Source organism: Bradyrhizobium sp. S3.7.6 (genome assembly GCF_054061875.1).
Genome location: NZ_JBSSEQ010000001.1, coordinates 3,113,565 through 3,138,491, shown reverse-complemented (window position 1 = coordinate 3,138,491; position 24,927 = coordinate 3,113,565). Strand labels below are relative to the sequence as shown.

General features: G+C 67.4%; 21 protein-coding genes. All 21 read left to right on the top strand.

All coding sequences use genetic code 11. The features are described 5' to 3' along the window. The first annotated feature begins 203 nt into the window (after positions 1 to 203). Genes ACVJ5M_RS14785 through ACVJ5M_RS14685 form a run of 21 tightly spaced genes read left to right on the top strand, consistent with a single transcriptional unit; the run spans position 204 to position 24,907 of the window. Entirely contained in the window at positions 204 to 572 is a 369-nt protein-coding gene (locus ACVJ5M_RS14785) for a hypothetical protein (RefSeq protein WP_085405637.1), read from the top strand. Between the two features lie 36 nt (positions 573 to 608). Continuing rightward, positions 609 to 2,129 carry a phage tail sheath family protein gene (locus tag ACVJ5M_RS14780; RefSeq protein ID WP_085405636.1) on the top strand — a complete coding sequence of 507 codons (1,521 nt, stop codon included), beginning with the start codon at positions 609 to 611 and terminating at the stop codon, positions 2,127 to 2,129. A 24-nt stretch (positions 2,130 to 2,153) separates the two neighbouring features. After that, positions 2,154 to 2,678: a phage tail protein gene (locus tag ACVJ5M_RS14775; RefSeq protein WP_071911630.1), complete on the top strand. Its 525-nt coding sequence runs from the start codon at positions 2,154 to 2,156 to the stop codon at positions 2,676 to 2,678. Between the two features lie 8 nt (positions 2,679 to 2,686). Continuing rightward, positions 2,687 to 3,388 (top strand): hypothetical protein, encoded by a 702-nt coding sequence (locus ACVJ5M_RS14770; protein ID WP_201266279.1) that lies wholly within the window; start codon positions 2,687 to 2,689, stop codon positions 3,386 to 3,388. Further along, a complete protein-coding gene (locus tag ACVJ5M_RS14765; RefSeq protein WP_085405635.1) occupies positions 3,385 to 4,032 on the top strand; it encodes a hypothetical protein in 648 nt (215 codons plus the stop codon). The genes ACVJ5M_RS14770 and ACVJ5M_RS14765 overlap by 4 nt, the downstream gene beginning before the upstream one ends. Then, positions 4,029 to 5,378: a DUF4255 domain-containing protein gene (locus tag ACVJ5M_RS14760; protein ID WP_354098255.1), complete on the top strand. Its 1,350-nt coding sequence runs from the start codon at positions 4,029 to 4,031 to the stop codon at positions 5,376 to 5,378. The genes ACVJ5M_RS14765 and ACVJ5M_RS14760 overlap by 4 nt, the downstream gene beginning before the upstream one ends. Further along, positions 5,375 to 7,351, top strand: coding sequence for an ATP-binding protein (locus tag ACVJ5M_RS14755; RefSeq protein WP_085405633.1), 1,977 nt, complete (start codon positions 5,375 to 5,377; stop codon positions 7,349 to 7,351). Before ACVJ5M_RS14760 ends, ACVJ5M_RS14755 begins: the two co-directional genes overlap by 4 nt. Further along, entirely contained in the window at positions 7,348 to 7,581 is a 234-nt protein-coding gene (locus ACVJ5M_RS14750) for a hypothetical protein (RefSeq protein ID WP_085405632.1), read from the top strand. The genes ACVJ5M_RS14755 and ACVJ5M_RS14750 overlap by 4 nt, the downstream gene beginning before the upstream one ends. After that, a complete protein-coding gene (locus ACVJ5M_RS14745; protein WP_354098254.1) occupies positions 7,578 to 9,923 on the top strand; it encodes an eCIS core domain-containing protein in 2,346 nt (781 codons plus the stop codon). Before ACVJ5M_RS14750 ends, ACVJ5M_RS14745 begins: the two co-directional genes overlap by 4 nt. Before the next feature lie 3 nt (positions 9,924 to 9,926). Further along, positions 9,927 to 10,475, top strand: a complete 549-nt coding sequence (locus ACVJ5M_RS14740) for a hypothetical protein (RefSeq protein ID WP_085405630.1) — start codon at positions 9,927 to 9,929, stop codon at positions 10,473 to 10,475. Beyond that, positions 10,472 to 11,137, top strand: a complete 666-nt coding sequence (locus tag ACVJ5M_RS14735; RefSeq protein ID WP_085405629.1) for a hypothetical protein — start codon at positions 10,472 to 10,474, stop codon at positions 11,135 to 11,137. The genes ACVJ5M_RS14740 and ACVJ5M_RS14735 overlap by 4 nt, the downstream gene beginning before the upstream one ends. 11 nt (positions 11,138 to 11,148) lie before the next feature. Next, a complete protein-coding gene (locus ACVJ5M_RS14730) occupies positions 11,149 to 11,499 on the top strand; it encodes a base plate wedge protein 53 (RefSeq protein ID WP_039157624.1) in 351 nt (116 codons plus the stop codon). A gap of 14 nt (positions 11,500 to 11,513) precedes the next feature. After that, positions 11,514 to 12,644 (top strand): hypothetical protein, encoded by a 1,131-nt coding sequence (locus ACVJ5M_RS14725; protein WP_085405628.1) that lies wholly within the window; start codon positions 11,514 to 11,516, stop codon positions 12,642 to 12,644. Then, positions 12,641 to 13,153 carry a phage baseplate assembly protein V gene (locus tag ACVJ5M_RS14720; RefSeq protein ID WP_085405627.1) on the top strand — a complete coding sequence of 171 codons (513 nt, stop codon included), beginning with the start codon at positions 12,641 to 12,643 and terminating at the stop codon, positions 13,151 to 13,153. The genes ACVJ5M_RS14725 and ACVJ5M_RS14720 overlap by 4 nt, the downstream gene beginning before the upstream one ends. A 9-nt stretch (positions 13,154 to 13,162) precedes the next feature. Further along, positions 13,163 to 13,477 carry a hypothetical protein gene (locus ACVJ5M_RS14715; RefSeq protein WP_085405626.1) on the top strand — a complete coding sequence of 105 codons (315 nt, stop codon included), beginning with the start codon at positions 13,163 to 13,165 and terminating at the stop codon, positions 13,475 to 13,477. 12 nt (positions 13,478 to 13,489) lie between these two features. Further along, positions 13,490 to 13,861 carry a GPW/gp25 family protein gene (locus tag ACVJ5M_RS14710; RefSeq protein WP_063981950.1) on the top strand — a complete coding sequence of 124 codons (372 nt, stop codon included), beginning with the start codon at positions 13,490 to 13,492 and terminating at the stop codon, positions 13,859 to 13,861. After that, entirely contained in the window at positions 13,858 to 16,404 is a 2,547-nt protein-coding gene (locus ACVJ5M_RS14705) for a putative baseplate assembly protein (RefSeq protein WP_085405625.1), read from the top strand. Before ACVJ5M_RS14710 ends, ACVJ5M_RS14705 begins: the two co-directional genes overlap by 4 nt. Next, positions 16,401 to 19,040 carry a putative baseplate assembly protein gene (locus tag ACVJ5M_RS14700; protein ID WP_283017242.1) on the top strand — a complete coding sequence of 880 codons (2,640 nt, stop codon included), beginning with the start codon at positions 16,401 to 16,403 and terminating at the stop codon, positions 19,038 to 19,040. Before ACVJ5M_RS14705 ends, ACVJ5M_RS14700 begins: the two co-directional genes overlap by 4 nt. Further along, entirely contained in the window at positions 19,037 to 21,166 is a 2,130-nt protein-coding gene (locus ACVJ5M_RS14695) for a hypothetical protein (RefSeq protein ID WP_085405623.1), read from the top strand. The genes ACVJ5M_RS14700 and ACVJ5M_RS14695 overlap by 4 nt, the downstream gene beginning before the upstream one ends. Before the next feature lie 21 nt (positions 21,167 to 21,187). Continuing rightward, positions 21,188 to 24,370, top strand: a complete 3,183-nt coding sequence (locus ACVJ5M_RS14690; RefSeq protein WP_354098252.1) for a DUF6519 domain-containing protein — start codon at positions 21,188 to 21,190, stop codon at positions 24,368 to 24,370. 15 nt (positions 24,371 to 24,385) lie between these two features. Further along, positions 24,386 to 24,907 carry a hypothetical protein gene (locus ACVJ5M_RS14685; RefSeq protein WP_283017244.1) on the top strand — a complete coding sequence of 174 codons (522 nt, stop codon included), beginning with the start codon at positions 24,386 to 24,388 and terminating at the stop codon, positions 24,905 to 24,907. The last annotated feature ends 20 nt before the right edge of the window (positions 24,908 to 24,927 follow it).

Here is a 24,927-nt window from a genome sequence, read left to right as displayed (position 1 = left end):
TCGCGCGCGAAGCCGCCATGTCGCGGTGAATTACGCGCCGTTTGCATCATCGCGGTCTCACCGCCGCGGGCATGGTCCGGACCATCAACTCCATCCTCGCTAGACCTTTTGGCTCAATCGCGCCGTCGCGCCTTGTGCAAGGCTCACCGCAAAGGTGGCCATTGCGACAGAGACGCATCCTCATTGCGGGATTTCCGAGACTGATGACCGATCTTCTCGAGCATGTCGTCGCGAAAGATCCGGCGTTGTCCGTAGTCGGGACGAGTGACGACGCCAATCTGGCAACGGAGGCACGCCGCACCCGGGCCGACGTCCTCGTGGTGGCACAGAAGGCCCCGGACGAGCGCGACAGCCTCGCGAGCCTTCTGCACAGCCGGCCGCGGATGAAGGTCGTCACCATCGTCGCAAGCGGCGAAAGCGGCGCGCTCTACGAGCTGCGGCCGCACCGCACGGCCATCACCGAGATCACGACGCAATCCCTGTCGGAAGCCATTCGGGATCCGCCCGGCCCGAGGCGCCGGCCGCGCCAGCGGCGCGCCCGCCGGCCAGGCAAGACCATCGCCGCGGTCTGACCAAGCGAGACGGACCGCCAAATCACAGGAGCCGACATGCCCTCAGCCCTTCTGCAACCCGGCGTCTATATCGAGGAAATCTCCAGCGGCGTGCGCTCGATCTCGGGCGTGGCGACGTCGATCGCGCTGTTCATCGGCTGGGCGCCGCGCGGTCCCGTTGACCGTGCCGTGCGCATCTCCAGCTTTGCCGACTATGAGCGCGCCTATGGCGGGCTCGACCGCCGCGCCAATCTCGGCTACGCCGTGCGCCAATTCTTCGACAACGGCGGCAGCGACGCCTACGTCGTGCGGATCGCGCTGTTCAATTCGGGAACGCCCGCCAGCGACGCGAAGACCGCGACCTGCGCCATCAACGATCTCGGTATCGAGGCGAGTTCGCCGGGCCTGTGGGCCAACTCCTTCAGCGTCCGGCTGACGCTGCGTGCGGACGACAGCACCCGCTTCCGGCTCGATGTCATCGGCCCGTCGCCGAGCACTGACATCGTGGAGACGTTCCAGGACCTGTCGATGAACAAGGCGGATCCGCGCTACGCGCCGAGCGTCGTCAACGGCCGCTCCGCCTTCATGGACAAGCTGACCACGGCGTCAACGACGGTCCCGACCCCGGCCACGAAGCCATTTGCGGGCGGCGCCGATGGCACGGTCCTCTCCGCCAATGACGGCCCGTTCGTCAGCGCGATCGATCCGCTGTTCGCGACCGGCGGGATCGTCGATCGTATCGACATCTTCAACCTGGTCTGCGTGCCCGGCCTCACCAATGTCAATTCAACGACCCAGGGCGCACTCGCCAAGCTACAGCAACGCTGCCACGTCCGCCGTGCGTTCCTGATCATCGACAGCCTCCAGAACGAGACGGTCGCCAACATGAGCGGCGCCAACGGCGAGGCCGGCCTGACCGGCTCGGACGGCAATTTCTCCGCGCTGTACTACCCGTGGGTGATGCAGGCAGATCCGCTGCAATCCGGCGTCGTGCGCGACTTTCCACCTTGCGGCTTCGTCGCCGGCGTCTACGCCCGGACCGACGCCACGCGCGGGGTCTGGAAGGCGCCGGCCGGCACCGATGCCAGCGTCAACGGCGGCGTCGGCTTCGCGTTGAGCTTGAGCGACGCCGAGAACGGCCAGCTCAATCCGATCGGCGTCAATTGCCTTCGCACGCTGCCGGTCTACGGCAACGTGGTCTGGGGCGCGCGCACGCTGCACGGCCAGAACGACCGCGGCTCGGAATGGAAATACGTTCCGGTACGGCGCATGGCGCTGTTCCTGGAGGAGAGCCTCTACCGCGGCACGCAATGGGTGGTGTTCGAGCCCAATGACGAACCGCTGTGGGCGCAGATCAGGCTCAACATCGGCGCCTTCTTGCAGGGCCTGTTCCGGCAGGGCGCGTTCCAGGGCCGCTCGCCGCGCGAGGCCTATTTCGTCAAATGCGACCGCGAGAGCACGACGCAGGCCGACATCAATCTCGGCATCGTCAACATCATCGTCGGCTTCGCGCCGCTGAAGCCCGCCGAGTTCGTCGTCATCAAGATCCAGCAGATCGCCGGCGACATCCCAACCTGAGGCAAAGACACCTGAGGCAAGCAAATGGCACAGTTCTCGGTCAATCCGCAGCGCTTCGATCCCTACAAGAACTTCAAGTTCCGCGTGAAATGGGACGGCCGCTACGTCGCCGGCATCAGCAAGGTGTCGGCGCTGAAACGCACCACCGAAGTGGTCGAACACCGCGAGGGCGGCGATCCCTCGACGGGACGCAAGTCGCCCGGCCGCAGCAAGTTCGAGGCGATCACGCTCGATCGCGGTGTCACCCACGACACCGAGTTCGAGAAATGGGCCAACAAGGTCTGGCATTTCGGCGCAGGACTTGGCGCCGAGGTCTCGCTGAAGGATTTCCGCAAGGACATCATCCTCGAGGTCTACAACGAGGCCGGGCAGCTCGCGCTGGCCTACAAGCTATTCCGCTGCTGGGTCTCCGAATACCAGTCGCTGCCAGATCTCGACGCCAACGCCAATGCGGTGGCGATCCAGCACATCAAGCTGGAGAACGAGGGATGGGAGCGCGATCAGGCGGTCGCCGAGCCGTCCGAGCCCACTTTCACCGATCCAGCCTGAGACCGCTCATGCTCTCCGCCACCGCACAACGCGAGCAGGACATCCTGGCGCTGTGGGACCGGGCCGCCGGCCGCGCGCAGCGCCAGCGCGACGATGCCTTGTTCGCGGCGGCGGGCGCAGCGCCGACGGACTCGATCGGCACAGGCAATGCCGCGCTGCTGGCCTTGCGCGCGCGATTGTTCGGCGCGCCGTGGCGGCTGCGCGCCGCCTGCCCCACCTGTCACACCGACTGCGAGTTCACGGCGGACAGCGCAGTGCTCGCGGTCGGACTTGCACCACCGGCTGACGCCGTGCCGCGCATCACGAACGGGGGCAGCGAGCTGCCGCTGCGGCTGCCGACGCTGTCCGATCTTGCAAGCCTCGCCGCGACCGGCGATTCCGCCGCCGCGGCAAACCTGCTGCTCGCGCGCTGCCTCGGTGAGGCGCCACCGGCTGCGCAGGACATCCTGCACAGGGTCGAGGCCGAGCTCGAACGTTGCGATCCCGGAGCGGTGCTCAGTTTCGCGCTCGACTGCCCCGATTGCGGCCACGCCTGGCAGGCCCTGATCGACATCGCGCCGGCGTTCTGGATCGAGGTGCAGGCGGCGGCCGAGCGTACCCTGCTCGAAGTCGACGCGCTCGCGCGCGAATATGGCTGGAGCGAGGCCGAGGTGCTGGCATTGCCGCACACCCGCCGCGCCGCCTACCTGCAACTTGCGGGCGCGTCATGACGGGCCTCCTGCAAAATCTCGCGCGCATCGGCCGCGGCGAACCGATTCCCGGCGCAGCACGCGTTGCCCTGCCGCCACGTTTTGCCGCCCCGCCCCGGAACGACGATGCTCCGATGCACGAGACGACACAGGATGAAAGGCAGACACCGGCATCCTCGCTGGCGGCGTTGCCGAACATGACCGGCGCAGACGATCCTGCCGTTGGCGTGCAGGCGCCGCAGCGCGGACAGATGGAGCCGGACAACGAAGGCGCACCGTTGCGTCTCGAAGCCAAGGTCGCAGCTACCACGCAGTCGCTTCAATCGACCGACGCGCCGTCAAGATCGCCTGTCGATGCCCCTCTGCCTGCCGCCCCGCGCGATCCGCTACGCGGCACACAGCCTCGTGACACGGTCTTGCGCGACACGCCCCGCCCCCGAAACGAGGCTGCAACACCGCCGGCGCTTCCGCTCGGCCAGACCGTGCTCGCCGGCCAGGCGCAGCGCCGGCGCGAGACACCGCCGGTGATCAAGGTGACGATCGACCGCATCGACATCCGCTCGCCGGAGCCCCCACGCACGGCACGCGCCGTCAAGCCCGCACCAAAGCCGTCGGTGTCGCTGTCCGACTATCTGCGCCGCCCTGGACCCGGAGGCCGCGCATGAGCTCGCCGCTCGCAATCGGCGCGGTCAGCGCAGTCCTGCGCAACCTGCTCGACAACGGGCTGATCGAGGCCGGGCCCGCGGTCGGCGGCACGGTCAATGTCAGTGCGGTTGCGCCCGACACGATCGACCTCAGCAGCGCAGAAGAGCAGCCGCGACTCAACCTGTTCCTGCATCAGGTGACGCCGAACCCCGGCTGGCGCAACCGCTCCCTGCCGTCGCGGTCCTCGAGCAGCGGTGAGCGCCTGACCAATGCGCCGCTTGCCCTCGACCTGCACTATCTGCTGACGGCCTACGCGCGGGTCGACTGCCAGGCCGAAATCCTGCTCGGCTATGGCATGCATCTGTTGCACGAGCGCCCGGTGCTTGATCGCGCCGCCGTGCAGCGCGCGCTCAATCCCAATCCGCTCGACGTCGCGATGCTGCCGCCGGCGTTCCAGGCGCTCGCTGCCGCCGACCTCGCCGATCAGGCCGAGTTGATCAAGATCACGCCGGCCGTGATGGGGCCGGAGGAGATGTCACGACTATGGGCGGCCATCCAGTCGCATTATCGGCCGACGGCCGCCTATGTGGTGTCGGTGGTGCTGATCGAAGCCACGAAGCCCGCAGTCTCGCCGCTGCCGGTGCTGTCGCGCGGGATCATCGATCCCGCCACCAAGCGCGACCGCGGCGTCGTCGTCAATCCCGACACGTTGCCTCCGCTGCCGACGCTGTTTGCGGCGACGCCGCAGAACAAGCAGGCCGGCGCGCGGCTCGGCGAGCCCGTGGTGCTCTCCGGCATTCGCCTCAGCGGCAGCAATTTTCATGTGCGATTGGCGCACCCGCTATTTCCAGCTCCTTTTGAACTGGTGCCGGGCGCACCCAACGACGACGGCACCGAGCTCACCGTGACGCTGCCGAACGATGCCGCCGCGCAGGCCGCGCTCGCGCCGGGGCAATGGAGCCTCACGCTGCGCCTGCTGCCGGCCGGCGAAGCCAATGAGCGCGAGACCAACGCGGTGGCCCTGGTCATCGCCCCAGCACTGGTCATTGCAGCGGATGCCGGACTTTCGCTGCCCGCGGCGACCGTGCTGCGCAAGACTGCGCCGCTGCGCGTCACAGCCACCCTGTTCTCGCGGCCGCAGGTGCAGCCGCGGCAGCGCGCGAGCCTCGTCCTCGGCACGGCGGAAGCCACCGCCAAACCGCGCAGCGCGTCTACCGATCCGCTGGTGTTCGACTTCCCCGCGACGCTTCCCGCTGGAGCCTATCCGGCGCGGTTGCGCATCGACGGCGTCGACAGCCTCCTGCTCGATCTCAGCGGCGATGCGCCCGCTTTCGATGCCTCGCAAACCCTGAGCGTGCCGCCATGAACATGCACGACAGACCGCAAGCGCAGCCGGGGCTCGATTGGGCCAGCCGCAACCAGCAATGGCTGGCGGCGCAGTTCGCTGCGCTGCGCGGGCGCCTCGCACGGCAGTTGCGCGATACATCGGCCGACGCCGAGCCGCCTCCGCCAGAATGCGGCGATGATTTCGAGCCCGCGCTCGACGCGCTGACAAAGCTGTTCGGCCTGTCAGCGTTCGAGCGCGACGTCGTGCTGCTCGCGGCCGGCGTCGAGCTCGACAGCGCGCTACGTCGCCTCGTCGGCGTGGCGATGACGCAAGCGCCCGAAGCCATCGCGAGCACGCAGCCGACGTTCAATTTCGCCATGCAGATGCTCACTGAGCCACATTGGGATGCGCTCTCGCCGCTCCGGCCCTTGCGGCGCTGGTGCCTGATCGCGTGCGAGGGCCACGAGGCGCCGCCGCGCCGTCCGATCCAGATCGACGAGCGCGTGCTGCACTACCTGACCGGCGTGGCCGCGATGGATGCCCGCCTGATAGGGCTCGTTCGCTGCGAGCCGGTCGGCTCTATCCAGCCCGATACACCACAGGCGAACACGATCGCGCACGCGCTCGGCACGGGGGCGGCCGCCCTCGCCGCCCTGGGTCACGCTCGCAGCGAGATCGAGCCGCAGCGAGACCTCGCGCGCGCGGCGCTCGCCTGCCTCGGTGCGAACGGCCTTTGGTTGCACGCCCGCGACCTGCCGCACGATCCGCGCGAGCTTGCCGAGATCGCCCGCCTGCTCGACCGCGAGGCCGCCCTCTCGGATGCTATCATCGCGCTCGAGCTCGACCGCCCGATCGAGGCGGCGGATGCCGAGGCGCATGCGATCGCGCTGCTCGCCCATCTGATGGGACCCGCGATCGTGCTCAACGCGCCGGAACCGACCCGCTTGTCGCGACTGCGGCAGCGCCGTATCCTGCGGCTCGAGGCCGCCGATGCCCCGGCCGCCGCGCGGCAGGTCGCAGCCTTGCGCGGGCTTTCGCGCGAGCAGGCCGCCGCGCTCGCAGCCGCGCTGCGTCCGGCGCTGCGGCAGTTCAACGTCCCCGCCGCCGACCTGCGCCTCGTGGTCACCGAAGCCCTCGCCGAGACACAGGCCGATCCCGCTCTGCTCGGGCCGGCGGTATGGCGGCTTTGCCGCGCCGCGGTGCGCGGCGGGCTTGACGCGTTGGCGCAGCGGATCGACAGCCGCGTTGTCTTCGACGACCTGGTCGCGCCCCCGGTGGTAACCGCGCAGCTCCGCGCCATCGCGAATGAATTGCAGCACCGGCCGCGCGTCCATGGCGACTGGGGCTTTGCCGCGCATAACGGCCGCGGGCTCGGAACCGCCGCGCTGTTCGTCGGCGAATCCGGCACCGGCAAGACCTACGCGGCCGAAGCGATCGCGAGCGCGGCCGCACTTGATCTCTACCGCATCGATCTTGCCGGCGTGGTCAGCAAATATATCGGCGAGACCGAGAAGAATCTGAGCCGGCTGTTCGAGGCCGCGGAGACCAGCGGCGCCATCCTGCTGTTCGACGAGGCCGATGCGCTGTTCGGCAAGCGCAGCGAGGTGCGCGACAGCCATGACCGCTTCGCTAATATCGAGATCGCCTACCTCTTGCAGCGGATCGAGACCTATCGCGGGCTCGTGATCCTCACCACCAACATGAAGAGCGCGCTCGATCGCGCCTTCCTGCGCCGCATCCGCTACGTGGTCCAGTTCCCCTACCCTGACGCCGCCGCGCGCGAAACACTGTGGCGCATGCAGTTCCCCGCCGATGCACCGCTCGGCGAGGTCGATTTCGCAGGCCTCGCCAGGCTGCAACTGACCGGCGGCAACATCCGCGCCATCGCGCTTAACGCCGCCTTCCTGGCCGCTGCCGCCAGCGGCGGACGGATCGAGCAGGACGCGATCAACGCCGCGGTGCGTGCGGAGTTCTCCAAGCTCGAGCGGCCTTGGCCGGGAGTCGGACCATGAAACATTCCGGCATCGATATCCGGATTAGACATCTCGTCGTCGATGCGTCGCGACACTCCGAAGCTGCGGGACTTGCCGACGCAATCGGACAGGCCTTGCAACAGCGGCTCACGGGGTCCGCCAACGAGGCGAGCGCCGCCCATGCCGAGGCGCCGCGCGCGGTCGCCGATCGGATCGCGGCACGATTGACCACCACATCCGGCGCCGACGCTCCGCGAGGCAAGCCATGACCGTGCACGCCGCACCAAAGGCAGTGCCGAAGCCATCCTCGCCGGCCCATGCGCCTTCGCTCGAGCTTCGTCCGGCCCGCGACCGCTTCGAGAGCGAAGCCGAGCATGCGGCCAAAAACGCCCTGCGGCCATCGCAGCCGGCTGGCCCGGCGCCGGCGCTATCGCCGCTTCCACGCTCCACTGGCACGACGGGACCGGCCGCGCCGGCCGCGGTATCAGAGGTGGTCGGATCGACAGGCTCGCCACTCGGCGCTCCGACGCGCGAGACGATGGAACGTCAATTCCGGTCCGACTTCAGCCATGTGCGGATCCACACCGACGCGCAGGCCGCAGCCTCGGCCCGTGCGATCCGCGCAACCGCCTACACCGCGGGCGCCCACATCGTGTTCGGCGACGGCGCATACAATCCGCAAAGCCCACGTGGCCGGCACATTCTGGCGCACGAGCTCGCCCATGTCGTGCAGCAGCGCGGCGCGACCGTGCCGCCGGCGGCGGTGCAGCGGCTCGCCTGGTACGAATCGATCGCCGTGTTTTTCGGCGCCGAGGGCAATTTCGGCGACAAGGAGCTGCTCGCCTATCTCGACAAGATCACCAAGTCCGCAGCGATCGAAGGTAGCTTCGACAGCGACAACAAGGCGCGTGCGATCGTCCGTCGGTGGAAAGCCGGCCAGGCCGAGTTCAAGCTCGATCCACGGCAAAAGGCGCTGTTGATCCTGGAGATGCAGGACGGCCCCACACTCGATGACGACGAGAACGCCATCCTCGACCTGCTCGAGCTGAGCGATATCGCCGCACTGAGGATCATGTTCGGTTCAGGCAAACTCAGCGTCACCGAGCTCGAATCCGACATCGACGGCGCCGAGTACAAGAGGTTGAAGCGCTTCTTCGCAACCCGCTTTCGCGGCGGACGCGACGCGCTCGCCAAGGGCGACGTCGAACCGCAGGGCGAACCGGGCAAGGGCGCGCCGACCTTCGCCTACGATGCCATGGCCATCAAGATCCGGATTGCGACGGCAGCGGGCCACGACGAGGTCGCCACCATCGCCGCGGAGGTGTTCGCGCTCGCGCCGGCCGAGCGGACGAAGGCTACGGAGGAACTCGGTCGCGAGCGCGCCGACATCGCCCGCCGGTTCGATCTCCTCAGCGACCAGGCCGAGGACGAAAGCGATCCGGCGAAAAAAGCAACGCTCAAACAGCAGGCTGACGCGACGGAAAGGATCCTCGATAAATACGACGTCATGCTTCAGGGCGTGTTCCGCGACGTCACGCTGACCACCAGCGCCGGCGATCTGTCGACGACGGTCGAACCCGATGCCGCGAAGAAGGCAGACATCGCGGTGGCGCTGAGGCCCGACCCCAGCAGCCCGCTGCCATTCGACAACTCCCCGGCGGGCAAGAAGAAGTACGACGACGCCTTGCGCCTGCTGATGCCCGGCATGATCCAGGACTACTGGGATGAAATGGTCAAGGACAAGGGGACCGCGGAGCACGGCGATCCGAACAAGGTGCACCAGCTTGCGGAGTTCGAGCGGATCGGCAAGGCCAGCAAGGACGAAACCGACAAGGTGTTCGGCGAGTACTACGACCAGTCGAAGCATCCCGAGCTGAAAGCCGATACGCTCGGCGCGCGCGGCAACATCCACGACCTGTTCGCCGAGACCGAGGCTGAGCTCGCGGGCATGGACAGCACCGAGAAGCGCGACAAGGCGAAGGCGCTGATGCGGTATTTCTTTCAGGCCAACGACCGCGTGCGCGCCATCAATCGCAAGCTCAATGCCTCACCGCATTTCGATGCCAGCAACAATCCCGTGGGCGACGAGGCGATCATCCTCGACCAGATCGCCGACGACTTCACCAGCACGGCCGCGCAGGTCGACAAGCTGAACGAAATCGACCGCGGCTGGGATGCCTCCGCCAATCTCGGCGACATCAACATCCAGATCTTCAAGAAGGCCGACTCGGACAAAGATCGCGATTTCCTGTGGGACATGTTCCAGACGCTGATCCACGAATATATCCACACGCTGCGGACCACGGAATACGACAATTTCGCCAATACTTTCGGCGATGGCTCCAACGAGAACAATACGCTGATCGAAGGCGTCGATTCGCTCTTCGACGAGATCGCCTGGGAGAATGTCGCACCGCGGGTCAACGATCCCAAGCTGCGCGAGGCGGTTGAGGGCCCCGCATATGCAAAGCTCAAACCGATCACCGTGCAGCCGGCATCACGCCGACGCTATTCCTCGTATGCGGAGGCGGTGAAGCTCGTCAACGTCGTCGGCATCCGCAACCTCTACGCCGCCTATTTCCAGGGCGACGTCAAGAAGATCGGAGGCTGAGCGATGCAAGCCGCGCGCCCGTCGGATCTCGCTCTGTCACCACTGCGGCTGCTCGCCGGCCGCGACCTGCGTTCGTTCGCAGGCCTCGCGCACCCGACCTCCCTCGACGACGTCGCAGCCGTATTCGATCTCGACCGCTCCTGGCATGGTCAGGGCGCGCTCGGCAGCGCCAGGCACCGGACCGACTGGTTCAACGCCGCGGCCGCAGGCTTCGCGCGCGGCGCACGGGTATGGGCAAACGACGGCACGGTGGTGCTGATCGATGCGACCGACGTCGTCCTCGTCGAGCCGCTGCCGTCGTTGCTCGACGCACTCGGCGAGCCGGAAACAAGGCTCAATTCGTTCCAGGGGACGTTCGAGGTCGAGGCCAATGAATACGTCTACGCGCGGCGGGGCCTGACGCTGTACGTCAATCGCGCCGTCGATACGACGCTCCGGATCGCCGCGTTCGCACCGAGCAGTCTTGAACGCTATCAGCGCGACTTGCGGCTCGACCTTCAGATGAAACGACTGCCACCGTCGCGCGGCCCATCGGGGGATCGCCTGCCATGACCGGCCTCACCTCGTCCCCAAAACTGATCAAGGGCGGCCTCGTGGTGTTGGCGCCGGGCGGCGGCACGGTGCGACGGCAGATCGCGCTCCAGTACAATCCGGACACGCTGAGCCGCAGCTACCAGGTGCAGGGTACCGGCGGCGACGGCGCGGCCGGCGGGCGGGCGCAACCGTTCCGGCTGAAAGGGCCCGCGATCGAGACCATCAAGCTCGACGCCGAGATCGACGCGACCGACCAGCTCGCCGATCCCGACGCGCATGCCAATGCGATCGCCTTCGGCATCGCGCCGCAGCTCGCGGTGCTCGAGGCCCTCGTCAATCCGAGCGTCGACGATCTGCTCGGCATCGCAAGCCAGGCCGATCGCGGCACGCTCGAGATCCTGCCGCCGGAGGCGCCGCTCACCTTGTTCGTCTGGAGCAAGAACCGGGTCGCGCCGGTGCGCGTCGCCGAGTTCTCGATCGTCGAGGAAGCGTTCGATCCCGCGCTCAATCCGATCCGCGCAAAGGTCTCGCTCGGGCTGCATGTGATGAGCACCGACGATCTCGGCTTCTCGCATCGTGGCGGCACCATCTTCCTCAATTACCTGCGCAATCGCGAGACGCTTGCCGGCCTGACCGGCGGCGCCTCACTGGCCTCGCTTGGTCTTTCCAGTCTGCCCTGACGGAGCACATGATGTCCTCGGATCCCGTCCAGATGCTGATCGATGCCGGAGCGTTCCCGGACAACAGTTTTCCGCCGAACAGCCGCTATCACGGCGCCGCGATCGGGCGGCTCAAGCGCAGCGCGGACGATCCCGGTGTCGCCTATGTGCTGCGCCGCTTCATCCCCCAGGCGCGCGACATCGGCATCGCCGGCGAACACATCGTCAATGCCGGCGAACGGCCCGACACGCTCGCCTCCGCGACGCTCGGCGACCCCGAACTGTATTGGCGGATCGCCGACGCCAATGTCGTGACCGATCCGCTCGAACTCACCGACACGCCCGGTGAGCGCGTGCAGATCCCGCGCCCGAACGGGCTTTAGGGAGACGATTTCCGATGATGCAAGGCGGCGTCCAGCTATCTCTCCAGATCGGTCCGGCGCCGGTGCCGGCGCCGCGCGAGGTGCTGGAGACGCTGACCCATGCCAAGATCGAGATCGGATCGGGCGATGCACAGAGCGGATTCGAGCTCACGTTCGACCTGCCGGTGCGCTCGCCGCTGCGCACCATCTTCCTGCTTGCCGGCGGCGGCGCGCTGCCGCCGCTGCTGCGCGTGGTGCTGATCGTCACCATCAACGGTACGGCCGAGTCCGTCATCGACGGCATGGTCACCAATGTCGAGACCCAGCCCGGCAGCGGCGGCGTCGGCAAGCTGGTGATCAAGGGCAAGGACATGTCGGCGCTGATGGACATCATCGAGCTGCCCGGCCTGCCCTTCCCGGCGATGCCGCCGTCGGTGCGGGTGCTCGCGATCCTCGCCAAATACGCAGCCCTCGGCGTAATCCCGATGGTGATCCCGAGCGTGCTCGACATCCCGCCGATCCCGGTTCAGCAGATCCCGCAGCAGAAGGGCAGCGACTACGCCTACGTCAAGAAGCTCGCGGGCGAAGCCGGCTACGTCTTCTATCTCGAGGCCGGTCCCGCGCCCGGCGCCTCGAAGGCCTATTGGGGCCCGGAAATCCGCTTCGGCGCGCCGCAGCCGGCACTCACCACCAACATGGATGCGCTCACCAATGTCGAGGACATCTCGTTCAACTTCGACAAGGAACGCAAGGTCATGCCGATCGTGTTCTTCCAGGAGGCCAACAGCAAGGCACCGATCCCGGTGCCGATCCCTGACATCACCCCGATGAGCCCGCCGCTCGGCGCGGTGCCGCCGCTGCCGCCGAAGATCGAGAAGCTCTCCAACACCGCGCATCTATCCGCGCCGCAGGCGCTGATGGCAGGCCTTGCCTATGCCAGCCAGCACAGCGACAGCGTGTTCGGCTGCGGCAAGCTCGACGTCGCCAGATATGGCCGCGTCCTGAAGTCGCGGCAACTGGTTGGCGTGCGCGGCGCAGGCCTGCCGTTCGACGGGCTCTATTACGTCAAAAACGTCACCCACGAGATCGAGCGCGGCTCCTACAAGCAATCGTTCTCGCTCGCACGCAACGCGCTGATCTCGACCGTCCCGCAGGTGCCGACATGAGCGATGCGCCACTTTTCGGAAAGTATCGCGCGGTGGTGATCAACAATATCGATCCGCTGCAGATCGGCCGGATCCAGGTGATGGTGCCCGACGTCGGCGCCGCGATACCGACGAGCTGGGCGATGCCTTGCCTGCCGACCGCAGGCATCAATGCCGGCTTCTTCACGGTGCCGATCATCGGCGCCGGGGTCTGGGTCGAGTTCGAGCGCGGCGACCCCGACTATCCGATCTGGGTCGGGTGCTACTGGGGCAGTGCCGCGGAGGTGCCGGTACTGGCGCACGCAGTGCCACCCGGCGTCCCCGGCATCACCCTGCAAACCCCCTTGAAGAACGGTCTCACCATCAGCGACGTGCCGGGCCCGACCGGCGGCATCCTGATGCAGACCACGACGGGCGCGATGATCTCGGTCAGCGACGTCGGCATCACCATTTCCAACGGCAAAGGCGCGGTCATCACCATGACCGGACCGACCGTCGACGTGAATCTCGGCGCGCTCACCGTGATCTAGGAGACGCACATGCCCGCTCCCGTCTTGCATCTCGGCGCCACGGTATTGTGCAGCCATGCCGGACAGGCAACGCCGGTCGCGCCGTTCCCGCGTGTGATGCTGTCGGGCCAGCCCGCGGTCAATCTCACCAGCCCCTATGCGATCGTGGCCTGCTCGCTCACCGGCTCGGCACCGCCTTGCGTCACGGCGCAGATGGTGATGGGCGCGGCGCGGGTGATGATCGGCGGCGCACCGGCCGCGACCATGATGGGGCAATCCGTCTGCACGCCGACGGGCACGCCGATGCTGCCCGTCGTGGCGCAGACGCGCGTACTGGCAACCTGAGGGGAGGACGGCGTGAGCAGCGAACTCGACTTCCCCTATCATTTCGACGACCAGGGCCGCACGGCCACGACCGGCCGCCCCGATCACATCCGCGACCTAATCGAGCAGGTGCTGTTCACGATGCAGGGCGAGCGGGTGATGCGGCCGGATTTCGGCGCAGGACTCCTGGCGCTGGTGTTCGAGCCCAACTCGGTGACGCTCGCCGCGACGACGCAGATGCTGGCCCAGGCCGCGCTGCATCAGCACCTGTCGCATCTGATCGCCGTCACCTCGGTCGAGGTGATCAATGACGACGCCGTGCTGCGGGTCGAGATCCGCTACGTGGTGCTGGCCGACCGCACCAGCCACGTCGCGAGCTTTGCGGTTCCAGGAGGCGCGGCATGAAGCAACATTGCTGCGATCCGCGCCGGCTCGAGGTGCTCGAGGCCAAGGGCAGCGCCAACGCCATCGCATTCATCGAGGTGCTCGACCTCGCTTCTCCGCCCGGCGCGCCGCGGCAACAGACCCTGCTGGTGCGGCTGCTGCATTCCGGCTTCACGCTCTCGCCGGACAATCTGCGCATCACCGGTGGCGAGCGGATCGCGACCGTCGGCGTGGTCTGGTGCGCACCGGCCGACGCGCTGCCGGTGCAGGCTGAGCCCGGTCTGGTCGACACTGTCGACGATCTCGCCCGCACGCTGGTCGTCCGGACCGACAGCAGCGGGGATTATTCGATCTACAATTTCGGCATCTTCGCCAATTCCGGCTCGGCCCTGCCGCCGGCCGGGTTCGATCCGAAGCTGTCGGCGATCGACTTCACCTGCAAGGTCGAATGCCCCTCGGACTATGACTGCGCGGACACCGCGCCGTGCCCGCCCGCGCCGCGTTTGAGGCCGGAGATCGACTATCTCGCGCGCGACTATCAGGGTTTTCGCCGGCTGATGCTTGACAGGCTGAGCCTGCTCGTGCCCGGCTGGCAGGAGCGTTCGGCGGCCGATCTCGGCGTGACCCTGGTCGAGCTGCTCGCCTATGCCGCCGACAACCTCGCCTATCGCCAGGATGCAGTCGCCAACGAAGCCTATCTCGCCACCGCGCGGCAGCGCATCTCGGTGCGGCGCCATGCGAGGCTGGTCGACTATCACCTGCACGAGGGCTGCAACGCCCGCGCCTTCGTCCATTTCGACGTGAATGGGCAGAAGATCGCACTGCCCAAGGGGACGCAGCTGCTCACCCGCGTGCCCGGGTTGGACGTGGTGCTGACGCCGGGCTCGCGCGCGCTCGGTGATGCGATAGAAGGCGGCGCCGAGATGTTCGAGACGGTCGCGCCCGCCGAGCTGGATCAGCAGCAAAATAGCCTCGCGTTCTATGCCTGGGGCAACAACGGATGCTGCCTGCCGCGCGGCACCACACGCGCGACGCTGCGCGGCCACATTGATACGCTCGCCATCGGCGACATCCTGATCTTCGAGGAGGTCATCAGCCCAACGACGTTGTCTACCGCCGATGCCGATCCCGGCCATCGCTGCGCGGTGCGGCTGACCGAGAGGACGCTTGCGAGCGATCCGTCCGGCGGGCTGTTCGACGAGCCCCCGGTCGACGGCCCGGTCGACGTCACCGAGATCGCCTGGAGCGAGGCCGACGCACTGCCCTTCCCGCTTTGCCTGACGGTGGAGGATCGCCCCGAGCTCGCGATCAGTGTTGCGCGCGGCAACATCGTGCTCGTCGATCACGGCCGCACGCTGCCGCCCGAACAGCTCGGCGTGATGCCGCGCGCGACATTGAAGCAGGCATCATCTGCGCCGGGGGATTGCTGCACGTCGGCCCCGGACGTCATGCTGCCGCCGCGCTTCCGCCCGGTGCTGGCAAACAGCCCGTTGACGCAATCCTTCGATCTCGGCGCGCTGCTCGCCGTTCCCGTCAGCAAGGACAAGCCGTGGTGGGCGGCGAGTGCGTTCAGCCTCTTGTCGCCGCGCGACGCCACGCCTGCGATCGTCGATCTCACCGGACAAGTTGCCGGCATCACCGAACACTGGCTGCCGCGGCGCGATCTCATCGACAGCGCCGGAAATGCACCCCATGTCGTCGTCGAGATCGACCATCACAGCCGCGCCTTGCTGCGTTTCGGCGACGGCCTACTCGGGAAGCGTCCGGCCGAGGATACCGCGTTCATGGCGACCTACCGGATCGGCAACGGCACGGCAGGCAATGTCGGTGCGGATGCCATAGCGCACATCGTCAGCGCGACGAATGGCGTGTTCACCGCCGTGCGCAATCCGCTTCCCGCATCCGGCGGCGTCGAGCCCGAGGACATCGAAGCCGCGCGCCGCGATGCCCCACAGGCGTTCCGCACCCAGGAGCGCGCGGTGACGGCGGCCGACTACGCCGCCGCCAGTGAGCGACGCGCCGACGTGCAGCGCGCGGCCGCAACATTCCGCTGGACCGGAAGCTGGCACACCGTGTTCGTGACGCCCGACCGCTTCGGCGGCGGCGCGGTCGACGCGCCCTTCGCCACCCAGCTGCGCAACCATCTCGAGCGGTTCAGGATGGCCGGCTACGACCTCGACGTACGACCGCCGCGCTATGTGCCGCTCGACGTCACACTGCATGTCTGCGTCAAGCCGGACTATTTCCGCGCCGATGTCGCGCAGGCCGTGCGGACGGTGCTGTCGAGCGCGGTGCTGCCCGACGGCACGCTCGGCCTGTTCCATCCCGACAATTTCACCTTCGGCGATCCCGTCTATCTCAGCCGCATCATCGCGGCCGCACAAGCGGTCGAGGGCGTCGAGGCGGTGCAGGCGGAAAAATTCCAGCGGCTGATCTCGCCGCTCGCGACCTCGCTGGATGACGAGGTGATCCCGATCGGAAGCCTCGAGATCGCGCAGCTCGCTAATAATCCGAGTTTCCGCGAGCGCGGCCGGCTCATCATCGAGGCGGGAGGCGGCAAATGACGCTACCGGTTCCAACCATCAAGCCTCATGCCCTGCCTGCCGGCAGCGAGAGCTGCGGCTGCTGCGCCGGTGTCGAAGCCGAGACGCCGCAAGGCATCTCGAACCGCTACGGCCTCTCCGCCATCGCCTACCGCGTCGGTGACTACGCCCAGTTCCGCGACAGCCTGCACGCCGCGCTGTCCTCTGCCGCGTTCGCACCGCTCGGCAAGCTGCAAAGCCGCGCCGATGACGATTTCACCATCGGCCTGATCGATGCGTTCGCCTGCGCTGCCGACGTGCTCACTTTCTACCAGGAGCGCATCGCCAACGAATCCTATCTCCGCACTGCGCTGGAGCGCGTCTCGCTCCAGGAGATGGGCCGGCTGATCGGCTACCGCCTGCGGCCCGGCGTCGCCGCCGAGACATGGCTCGCCTTCACGCTGGAAACGCCGCCCGCGCCGCCACCAAAACTGTCGCCCGAGCCGGGCAGCTTCGTCACCGGCGTGCCCGCGCAAGTGTCGATCGAGATCGGCACGAAGGTGCAGAGCGTGCCGGGACCGGACGAGAAGCCGCAGACCTTCGAAACGGTCGAGCGACTGGACGCCGCACGGCCGGCCTGGAATGCGATCCGGCCGTGGCTGGCGGAGACACGCCGGCCGGACAAAGGCGACACGGTCATGTACCTTGCCGGCCAGCGCAACAATCTGAAGCCGGGTGATGCGTTGTTGATCGTCGGTGACGCCTTCAATCCCGGTACGAATGACAGCAACTGCGATTTCCGCTTCATCGACAGTGTCGAGCTGCAATCGGATTTCGATCGTACCAAGATCACCTGGCAAGCCGGTCTTTCCGGGGTCACGGCCGCCCAGAACTCGAAGGTCTATGCGCTGCGCAAGCGGGCAGCACCCTTCGGCCACAACGCGCCGATGTGGAAGTCGATGTCGACGGACTTTCGCAACAACTATCCGAGCGGGAGTGACGCGCCGGAGTGGCCCGACTACACGATCTCGCCGATGGGCTCGGCCCAGGGCGGCGGTTTCATTGATCTCGATACGGTCTATTCCGAGGTCCGCGCCGGCGGTTACGTCGTGCTTTCGATGGCAGCCAGGGGCTCCATCCAGGTCATCATCAAGGCCTTCGGCAAGTCGGATGTCATCCTCGATCTCGGCCCGCATCTCGACGTCTACCAGATCGCCGATGCGGAAGAGACGTCGCGCGCGGAGTTCGCGCTGGCCGGCAAGGTCACCCGGCTGCAACTGCGCGGCTCCCATTACGACCGCTATCAGGACCAAGTTCGTCGCATCACGGCCTTCGTGCAGTCCGAGCAGCTCGCGCTTGCGCCCTACGCCGTCGATGATGCCGCGACCGGCAGCAGCATCCCTGCAGCCGTCAGTGCCGATGGCCTCATTGCAGGGCGACGACTGATCGTACGTGGCAATCGCGTCTCCGACGGCAAGGCTGTTGTCGTGCAGGCCAATCTCGTATCCGCCCAGGCTGTCGATGCCGGCCGCTGCATGCTTCAGATAGATCCGCCGCTCGCCGGCAGCCTCGAGCGCGGCAGCGTCGTCGTTCATGGCAATGTGGTGCCGGCCTCGCATGGCGAGACGGTGACTCAGATCCTCGGCTCGGGCGATGCGGCCCAGCCGTTCCAGCAATTCGAGCTGAAGCAGGTACCGCTGACCTATCGCGCCGCCGCCAATGAGAGCGGTGCCGCGAGCGAATTGACGCTGCGGGTCGGCGAGATCGCATGGCACGAGCGCGCGACGCTGTTCGGCACAGTCGCCACCGATCGCGTCTTTGCGCTCGATATTGACGAGCAAGGGCGCAATCTCGTGAAGTTCGGCGATGGCGTCAGCGGCGCGCGGCTGCCGAGCGGGCTCAACAACATCCGCGCCACCTACCGCAAGGGCATCGGTGTCGCCGGCAATGTTCGCGCCGAGACGCTGGGCCAACTGCTGTCGCGCCCGCTCGGCCTCAAGGGCGTGAGCAACCCGTTCGCGGCCGAAGGCGGCAACGATCCGGAGCCGGCGGATGCGGCGCGACGCAGCATGCCGCTCGGCGCACGCACGCTCGGCCGCGTCGTGTCCGTCCTTGACTATGAGGATTTTGCCCGCGCCTTCACCGGCATTGCCAAGGCGCAGGCGCAGGTGTTGCAACTGCCGCGCGGAAAGACCATCGCCATCACGATCGCGGGGCCGCTCGGCGCTCCCGTCAATTCGACAAGCCCGGTGTGGACCAATTTGCTCGCTGCGCTGAAGGCCGGCGGCGATCCGCATGTCGCCGTCGTGCTGCTGCCCTACCGGCCCGGCACCTTCCGGATCGGATTGAAGGTCAAGCGCGATCCCGATTTCGACGCCAAGGCCGTGCTCACCGCGGTCGAGGCGGCGCTACGCGCGCACTTCGCCTTCGACGCGCGTGAGCTCGGCCAACCGGTGCAGCAATCCGACGTGATCGCGGCGGCACAATCGGTGCCCGGCGTCGTCGCTGTCGATCTCGTCCAGCTCTATGGCGGCACGGCGCCCTTCGCGCAGACCATTCCCTCGCGCCAGGTCCGCCTGCTCGCCTCGCGGATGCATGTCGACCAGGGCGTGGCGAAGCCGAGCGAGCTACTGACATTGAACCCGGCGCCGTTCGACCTCCTGGAGGAGATGGCATGAACAGCCTCACCCCCGAACGGCTCTACAGCCTGCTGCCGACGCTGCACCGATTGCGCGACGCCGCGCTTGCGGGCGATCCGGCAAAGGCCGGTCCGCTCCAGGCTCTGTTGGCGGCAATTGCGCGCGAGTTCGCCACGCTGGAAGAGTCCGTCGACCAGCTCTACGACGACCAGTTCATCGAAACCTGCGCCGAGTGGGTGACGCCCTATATCGGCGATCTCATCGGCTACCGGCCGCTGCGCGGGCTCGGCACCGAGCTGACCTCGCCGCGTGCCGAAGTCGCCGACACCATCGCCTTCCGCCGCCGCAAGGGCACCGCGCTGATGCTGGAAGAGCTCGCGCAGGACGTCACCGGCTGGCCGGCACATGCGGTCGAATTTTTCGAGCAGCTCGCCACCACGCAATACATGAAGCACATCCGACTGCATGCGCCCGCGACCTGCAATCTGCGCGACACGGCGGCGCTGTTCCGGCGTGACGGCGCCTTCAACAGCATCGCGCACACCGCCGAGATGCGGCGGCCGGAAACCGGCGCCGGCCGCTACAACATTCCCAACATCGGCATCTTCCTGTGGCGGCTGTTGTCGCTGTCGCTCACGGCGGTGCCGCTGACGCCTGACGCCGGCGACGCGACCGGCCGGAAATTCCGTCTCAACCCGCTCGGCGCGGACATGCGGCTGTTTCGATTCGCGCAGGCCGAGTCCGACATCTCCCATCTCGCCGAGCCGGTCAACGCGCCGGAGCCGCTGTCGGTGCGGCTGATGGCTATGGGGGTGCGCGCCGCACAGGCAACCGCACAGCCGGACGCACAGCGCGAGGGCGATTATGGCGACGGCGAGAGCCTGGTGTTTTTCACGCCGGGCACCCCGCCCATCCCGATGCCGACGGCCAAGGTGCGGGTCTGCGATCTCCGCGACATTCTCGATGGCGGCGGCAATGTCATCGGCTGGGCCCATGAGGCGCAGGTGACGGCGGGCACGATCGGCTTCGATCCCGAGCGTGGCCGTGTGCTGCTCGGCAATCCCGCCGACGGACCGCTGCTTGCGACATTCCACTACGGCACTGCGCGGCAGATCGGCGGCGGCGAGTATCCGCGCGTGCCCGCCGCGGGCGATATCGGCAACGAGCAGGCAGTCGATGCCGGAGGCGCGTGGCAGGCCAAGCTCAATCTGATCAGGACCGGTGGCCGCCTCATCATCGGCGACAGCCTGACCTACAAGGAGACGCCGACCTTTGTCGTCGACGACGTGACCGGCGATGCCACGCCGCACCATGTTGTGGTCGCCGCCCATGACCAGACCCGCCCGCTGCTGGCGGCGGGCGGCGAGATCACGCTCGACATCGGCGCGCGTGGTCGCCTCACGCTCGACGGGCTCGTGATATCGGGCGGCGCGTTGCGGCTGGCGGCTTTTGCCGATGTCGAGCCGCGGGAGCTGCTGCTGCGCGATTGCACGCTGGTGCCCGGACTGACCCTGAATGGGGACGGCAGTCCGACCTCGCCGGGCGAGCCGAGCCTGATCATCGAGCATCCCTTCGCCAAAGTGACATTGGAGCACTGCGTCGTCGGCCCTATCCGCGCCGTCACTGATGCCGAGGTAACGCTGACCGACTGCATGATCGATGCCGGCGCGCCGGCGAACGTCGCCTTTGCCGCCGATGCCGCGGGCAGCCCCGGCGCCGAACTGACGGTCGCCCAATGCACCGTCATCGGCAAGGTTCACACGAAACTGTTGAAGCTCGCCTCCAACACCATCTTGTTCGCAGAGCTTGGTCCAAAGCCCGCGGAAACGTGGATCGCGCCGCTCTTGGTCCAGCGTCGCCAGGAAGGTTGCGTCCGCTTCTGTTACGTGCCCGCGGGTTCGATCACGCCGCGGCGCTTCCATTGCGTGCCGAATGACACGGCGCCCACGGCGCTGCCGCTGTTCACCTCGCTGCGTTATGGCGATCCCGGTTACGGGCAGCTGCGCCGCGCCACGAGCCTCACGATCCGCGCCGGCGGCGACAATGACAGCGAGATCGGCGTTCTCAACGCATTATTCCAGCCGCAGCGCGAGGCCAATCTCAGGCTGCGGCTCGATGAATATCTACGTTTCGGGCTGCACGCGGGCCTGTTCTTCGCGAGTTGACCGAGTGCATCGGAGGCTATCATGGGTGCCGACTTCTCACGCGTTCGTCTCGACCCGCTGCTCGACTTCGCCGGCGTGGAGCTGAAACAGGGCGCGGTGCTGCTGGACGGCGATGCCAACGAGTTGATGGCGATCCTCGATCGCAGGCTGCGGGCGCTCGCCAGCGACATTCTCGGCCGCGATACGGTGTCCTCGACGACCCCGGATGCATTCAAGCTCGGCGTTGCCGGCAATACGCTCGAAATCGGCAAGGGGCGGCTCTATGTCGACGGTTTGCTCGCGGAGAACCACGGCCTTGCCGATCCCGACAAGCGCCTGTTCGACGATCTCATGGCCGAGACTGTTTTCACCGACAAGCTGACCTATGAGACCCAGCCCTATCTGCCGGATGCGGTGCGGCCGCCGCTGCCGACGGCCGGTCGCCATCTCGTCTATCTCGACGTCTGGGAGCGCGAGCTGACCTGGCTCGAGCGGCCGGAACTGGTCGAGATCGCCGTCGGCGTCGAGACCAGCTCGCGGCTCCAGACGGCGTGGCAGGTGCGTGTGCTCGACACCGATGCCGGCGCCAACACGAGCTGCGCGACGCCCGATGAGGACATGCCGGGTTGGAGCACAGTGATCGCGCCATCGACCGGCGTGCTCACGACAGGCACGTTTGATGCAGCTCCGGTGACCGACCCCTGCGAGCTGCCGCCGACCGGCGGCTTCCGCGGCCTCGAGAACCAGCTCTACCGGATCGAGATCCACGACCCCGGCCAGCCCGGCGGCACTGCGACCTTCAAATGGTCGCGCGAAAATGCCAGCGTCGGCTCGCGCGTCGCCAGCATGATCTCAGCCACCGAACTCGAGCTCGACAGCCTCGGGCGCGACGACGTGCTGCGTTTCAACACCGGCGACTGGGTCGAGATCATCGACGACCCCAGGGAGTTCTCGCAGAAGGCCGGCGAGATGCGCCGCATCACCGTCACCGAGGCGACCCGCCGCATCAGCTTCACGCCGGCACTGCCGGCCCTGATGCTGCCGCCGGGATTCCCCAACAGCGATTGGCCGAAGCAGACCAATTTGCGAGTGCGCCGCTGGGATCAGAAGGGAAAGGTGTTCCGGACCGATGCCAGCGGCACGCCGGTGCAGATCGGCGATCTCGATGCCGCCGGATCGACCGGCGTGATCAAGGTGCCGGCCGCGGGCACGACCGTCCTGCTCGAGGACGGCGTCACCGTGAGCTTCGATTCGACCGGGGCTGCGGGCTGTCGTGCCGGCGACTGGTGGGCCTTCGCCGCGCGCACGGGGGATGCCAGCGTCGAGTTGCTCGACCGCACCCCGCCGCGCGGGATCCATCACCATTATGCACGGCTCGGCATCTGGGATGTCGATGCCAAGAGCGTCACCGACTGCCGCCACCCTTGGCCGCCGAAAGGCGAAGGCCACGACTGTGCCTGCACGGCCTGTGTCACCGTCGAGCAGCACGAGAGCGGCAGCTTCACCATCCAGGACGCCGTCAACAAGGTGCGCGAGACCGGCGGCACCATCTGCCTCGGCCCAGGCCGCTACGTGCTCAAAGAGGCCGTGGCGATCAACCAGGCGAAATCGGTCCGCATCACCGGCAAGGGCCCGGCGACGCTGCTGGTGGCGCCGACCGGCGCCTTCGTCATCCAGGACTCTTTTGCGATCGCAATCGAGGACCTCGCGATCCTTTCGCTCGCACGCGATCCCACCATCGACGTCTCGACCTGCATCGGCCTCGGCCTGACCCGTCTCGCCATCGCGGCACTCGGCACCGAGAATGCACAGCTCCCGGCGGTGGTGCTGCGCGGCGTGGTTGGCGCTGTAAAGCTCGCCGAGAACGCAATCTTCGCGCCGGTTGGGATTGCGGGCGGCGCGCTCAAGGGCGTGGAGAACGGTGCCGGCTTCCTGCTGACGGCCGCGGTGACCATCGAGGAGAACGTCCTGCTGTGCCAGCGCGGCGCGATCGCCTTCGCCGACGAGGTGCTGCATCTGCTCGCCACGCGAATCGCGCATAACGAGATCATCGGCTGCACCGACACCGCCATCGCCGCGCAGGGCCTTGCGCTTCCCGGCGCCTCGCTGGCGATCGACGGCAACAGTTGCAACGTCACGGCCAACGGTATCGCATGCGCCGCGGCGGGGCTGTGGATCGACCGCAACCAGCTGCGCAACTGGTCGCCCGGCGATCACGTCGGCATCGGGCTGATCCCCGGGCTCGACCGCCGCAGCACCGCCACCGCGCATATCCTCGCCAACCAGATCCACGGCTTCGGCACGGCCGGAATCAAGGTGATTGCCGGAGCACAGGACCTGATCATCAAGCTCAACGCGATCGACGCCTGCGGCGCCGGGATCATGCTCGGCGGCGCGACCGACGCCGCAGCCGTCTCGATCGAGAACAACCACATCCGCAACATCGAGCCGGTCACCGAGAGCGAGAACGGCACCGTGGTCGGCATCGAGGTGATCCGCGCCGACAGCGCGACGATTGCGGGCAATCTGGTTCGCGCGATCGGCCTGACGGCGGTCAAGTCGGCACTGCGCGCCGGCGTCGTCACCTTCGGCGTCAACCGCCCGCGCGTGAGCGGCAACGAGATCGTCGAGGTCGCGCCCGCCAAGGGGTTTGTCGGCACCAGCGCCGGCATCATGCTGCGCGCGCCGCAGACCCAGATCGAGGTCAATCACAACAGCGTGCAGCGCGACCTCACGCCGGGCGTGGACAATTCGGACGGCAACTGGTTCGCGCTCACCACGGCGGAGGTCAATCCGAAGGTGCCGTTCGGACAGGCCGGCGACAAGGTCGCGATCCGGCTCGGCGACGGGCGGATCCTCGCGCTTGGCGCCGACTGTGCGTTCGTCAGGGCAAGCCTTGCCGCCAACGACACCGAGGGCGCGCGCGCCGGCATCATCGGCAACATGCTGTCCGCGCGCGGGCCAGCCCCCGCCGTTCTGGTCGTGGCCGGCCAGGAATGCCTGTTCAACGACAACCGGGTGGAATCCGGCAGCAAAAGCGTCGCCGTTTCGCTGGAGAGCGCGGTCGCCATCATAAGCACGAACCGGGTGCGCGGCGGCGAAAGCTCGATCCGCCTCACCGGCGCGCGGGCAGTGACCGTGATCGGCAACATTACAACCAGCACCATCATCATCCCAGGCGGCATTGCCAACACGCCGTGGGCGCCACTCAACGTGATCGGCTAATTCGCGGAGATTTCGATGCGCACCTTCATCGTTGGAGACGAGACGAAACTCAAGGCTGTCAGCGAGAAGCTGCTGCATGCCAATCTGAGCCAGGTTCGCGGCGAGGCTGCGCTGAAAGCCTTGCAGGAGGCCAATCCGCATGCCGATCTGAACAGGCTCGCGCGCGGCACCGTGCTGTTCGTGCCGGATACGCCGGGCTTCAAGGTCAGCACCACAAGCTCCGCCACCGAGGGTCCGCTCGCAGCCTTGCACGAACTCCTGGATGAGGCGCTCGGCCTCGCGCTCAAGGAGACCGAGGCCGGCAGCAACGCGCGGCTCGAGGATCAGGAGCAGACCGTCAAGGCCTTCGACGACGGTGCGGTGAAGAAAGCGATCGGCGACCCCAATGTGGGCGGCCAGATCCGCGAAAGCGTCAATGCCGCCAGGAAAGGCTTCGAGGCCGATCGCGAGCTCGCCGCGCGCGCGGAAAAGAACATCACCGAGGTCGGCAAGGCCGCGATCGCAAAGCTCAACGAGCTCGGCAAGCTGCTCGGATGACCTGCTGGCGTGCGGCCCTC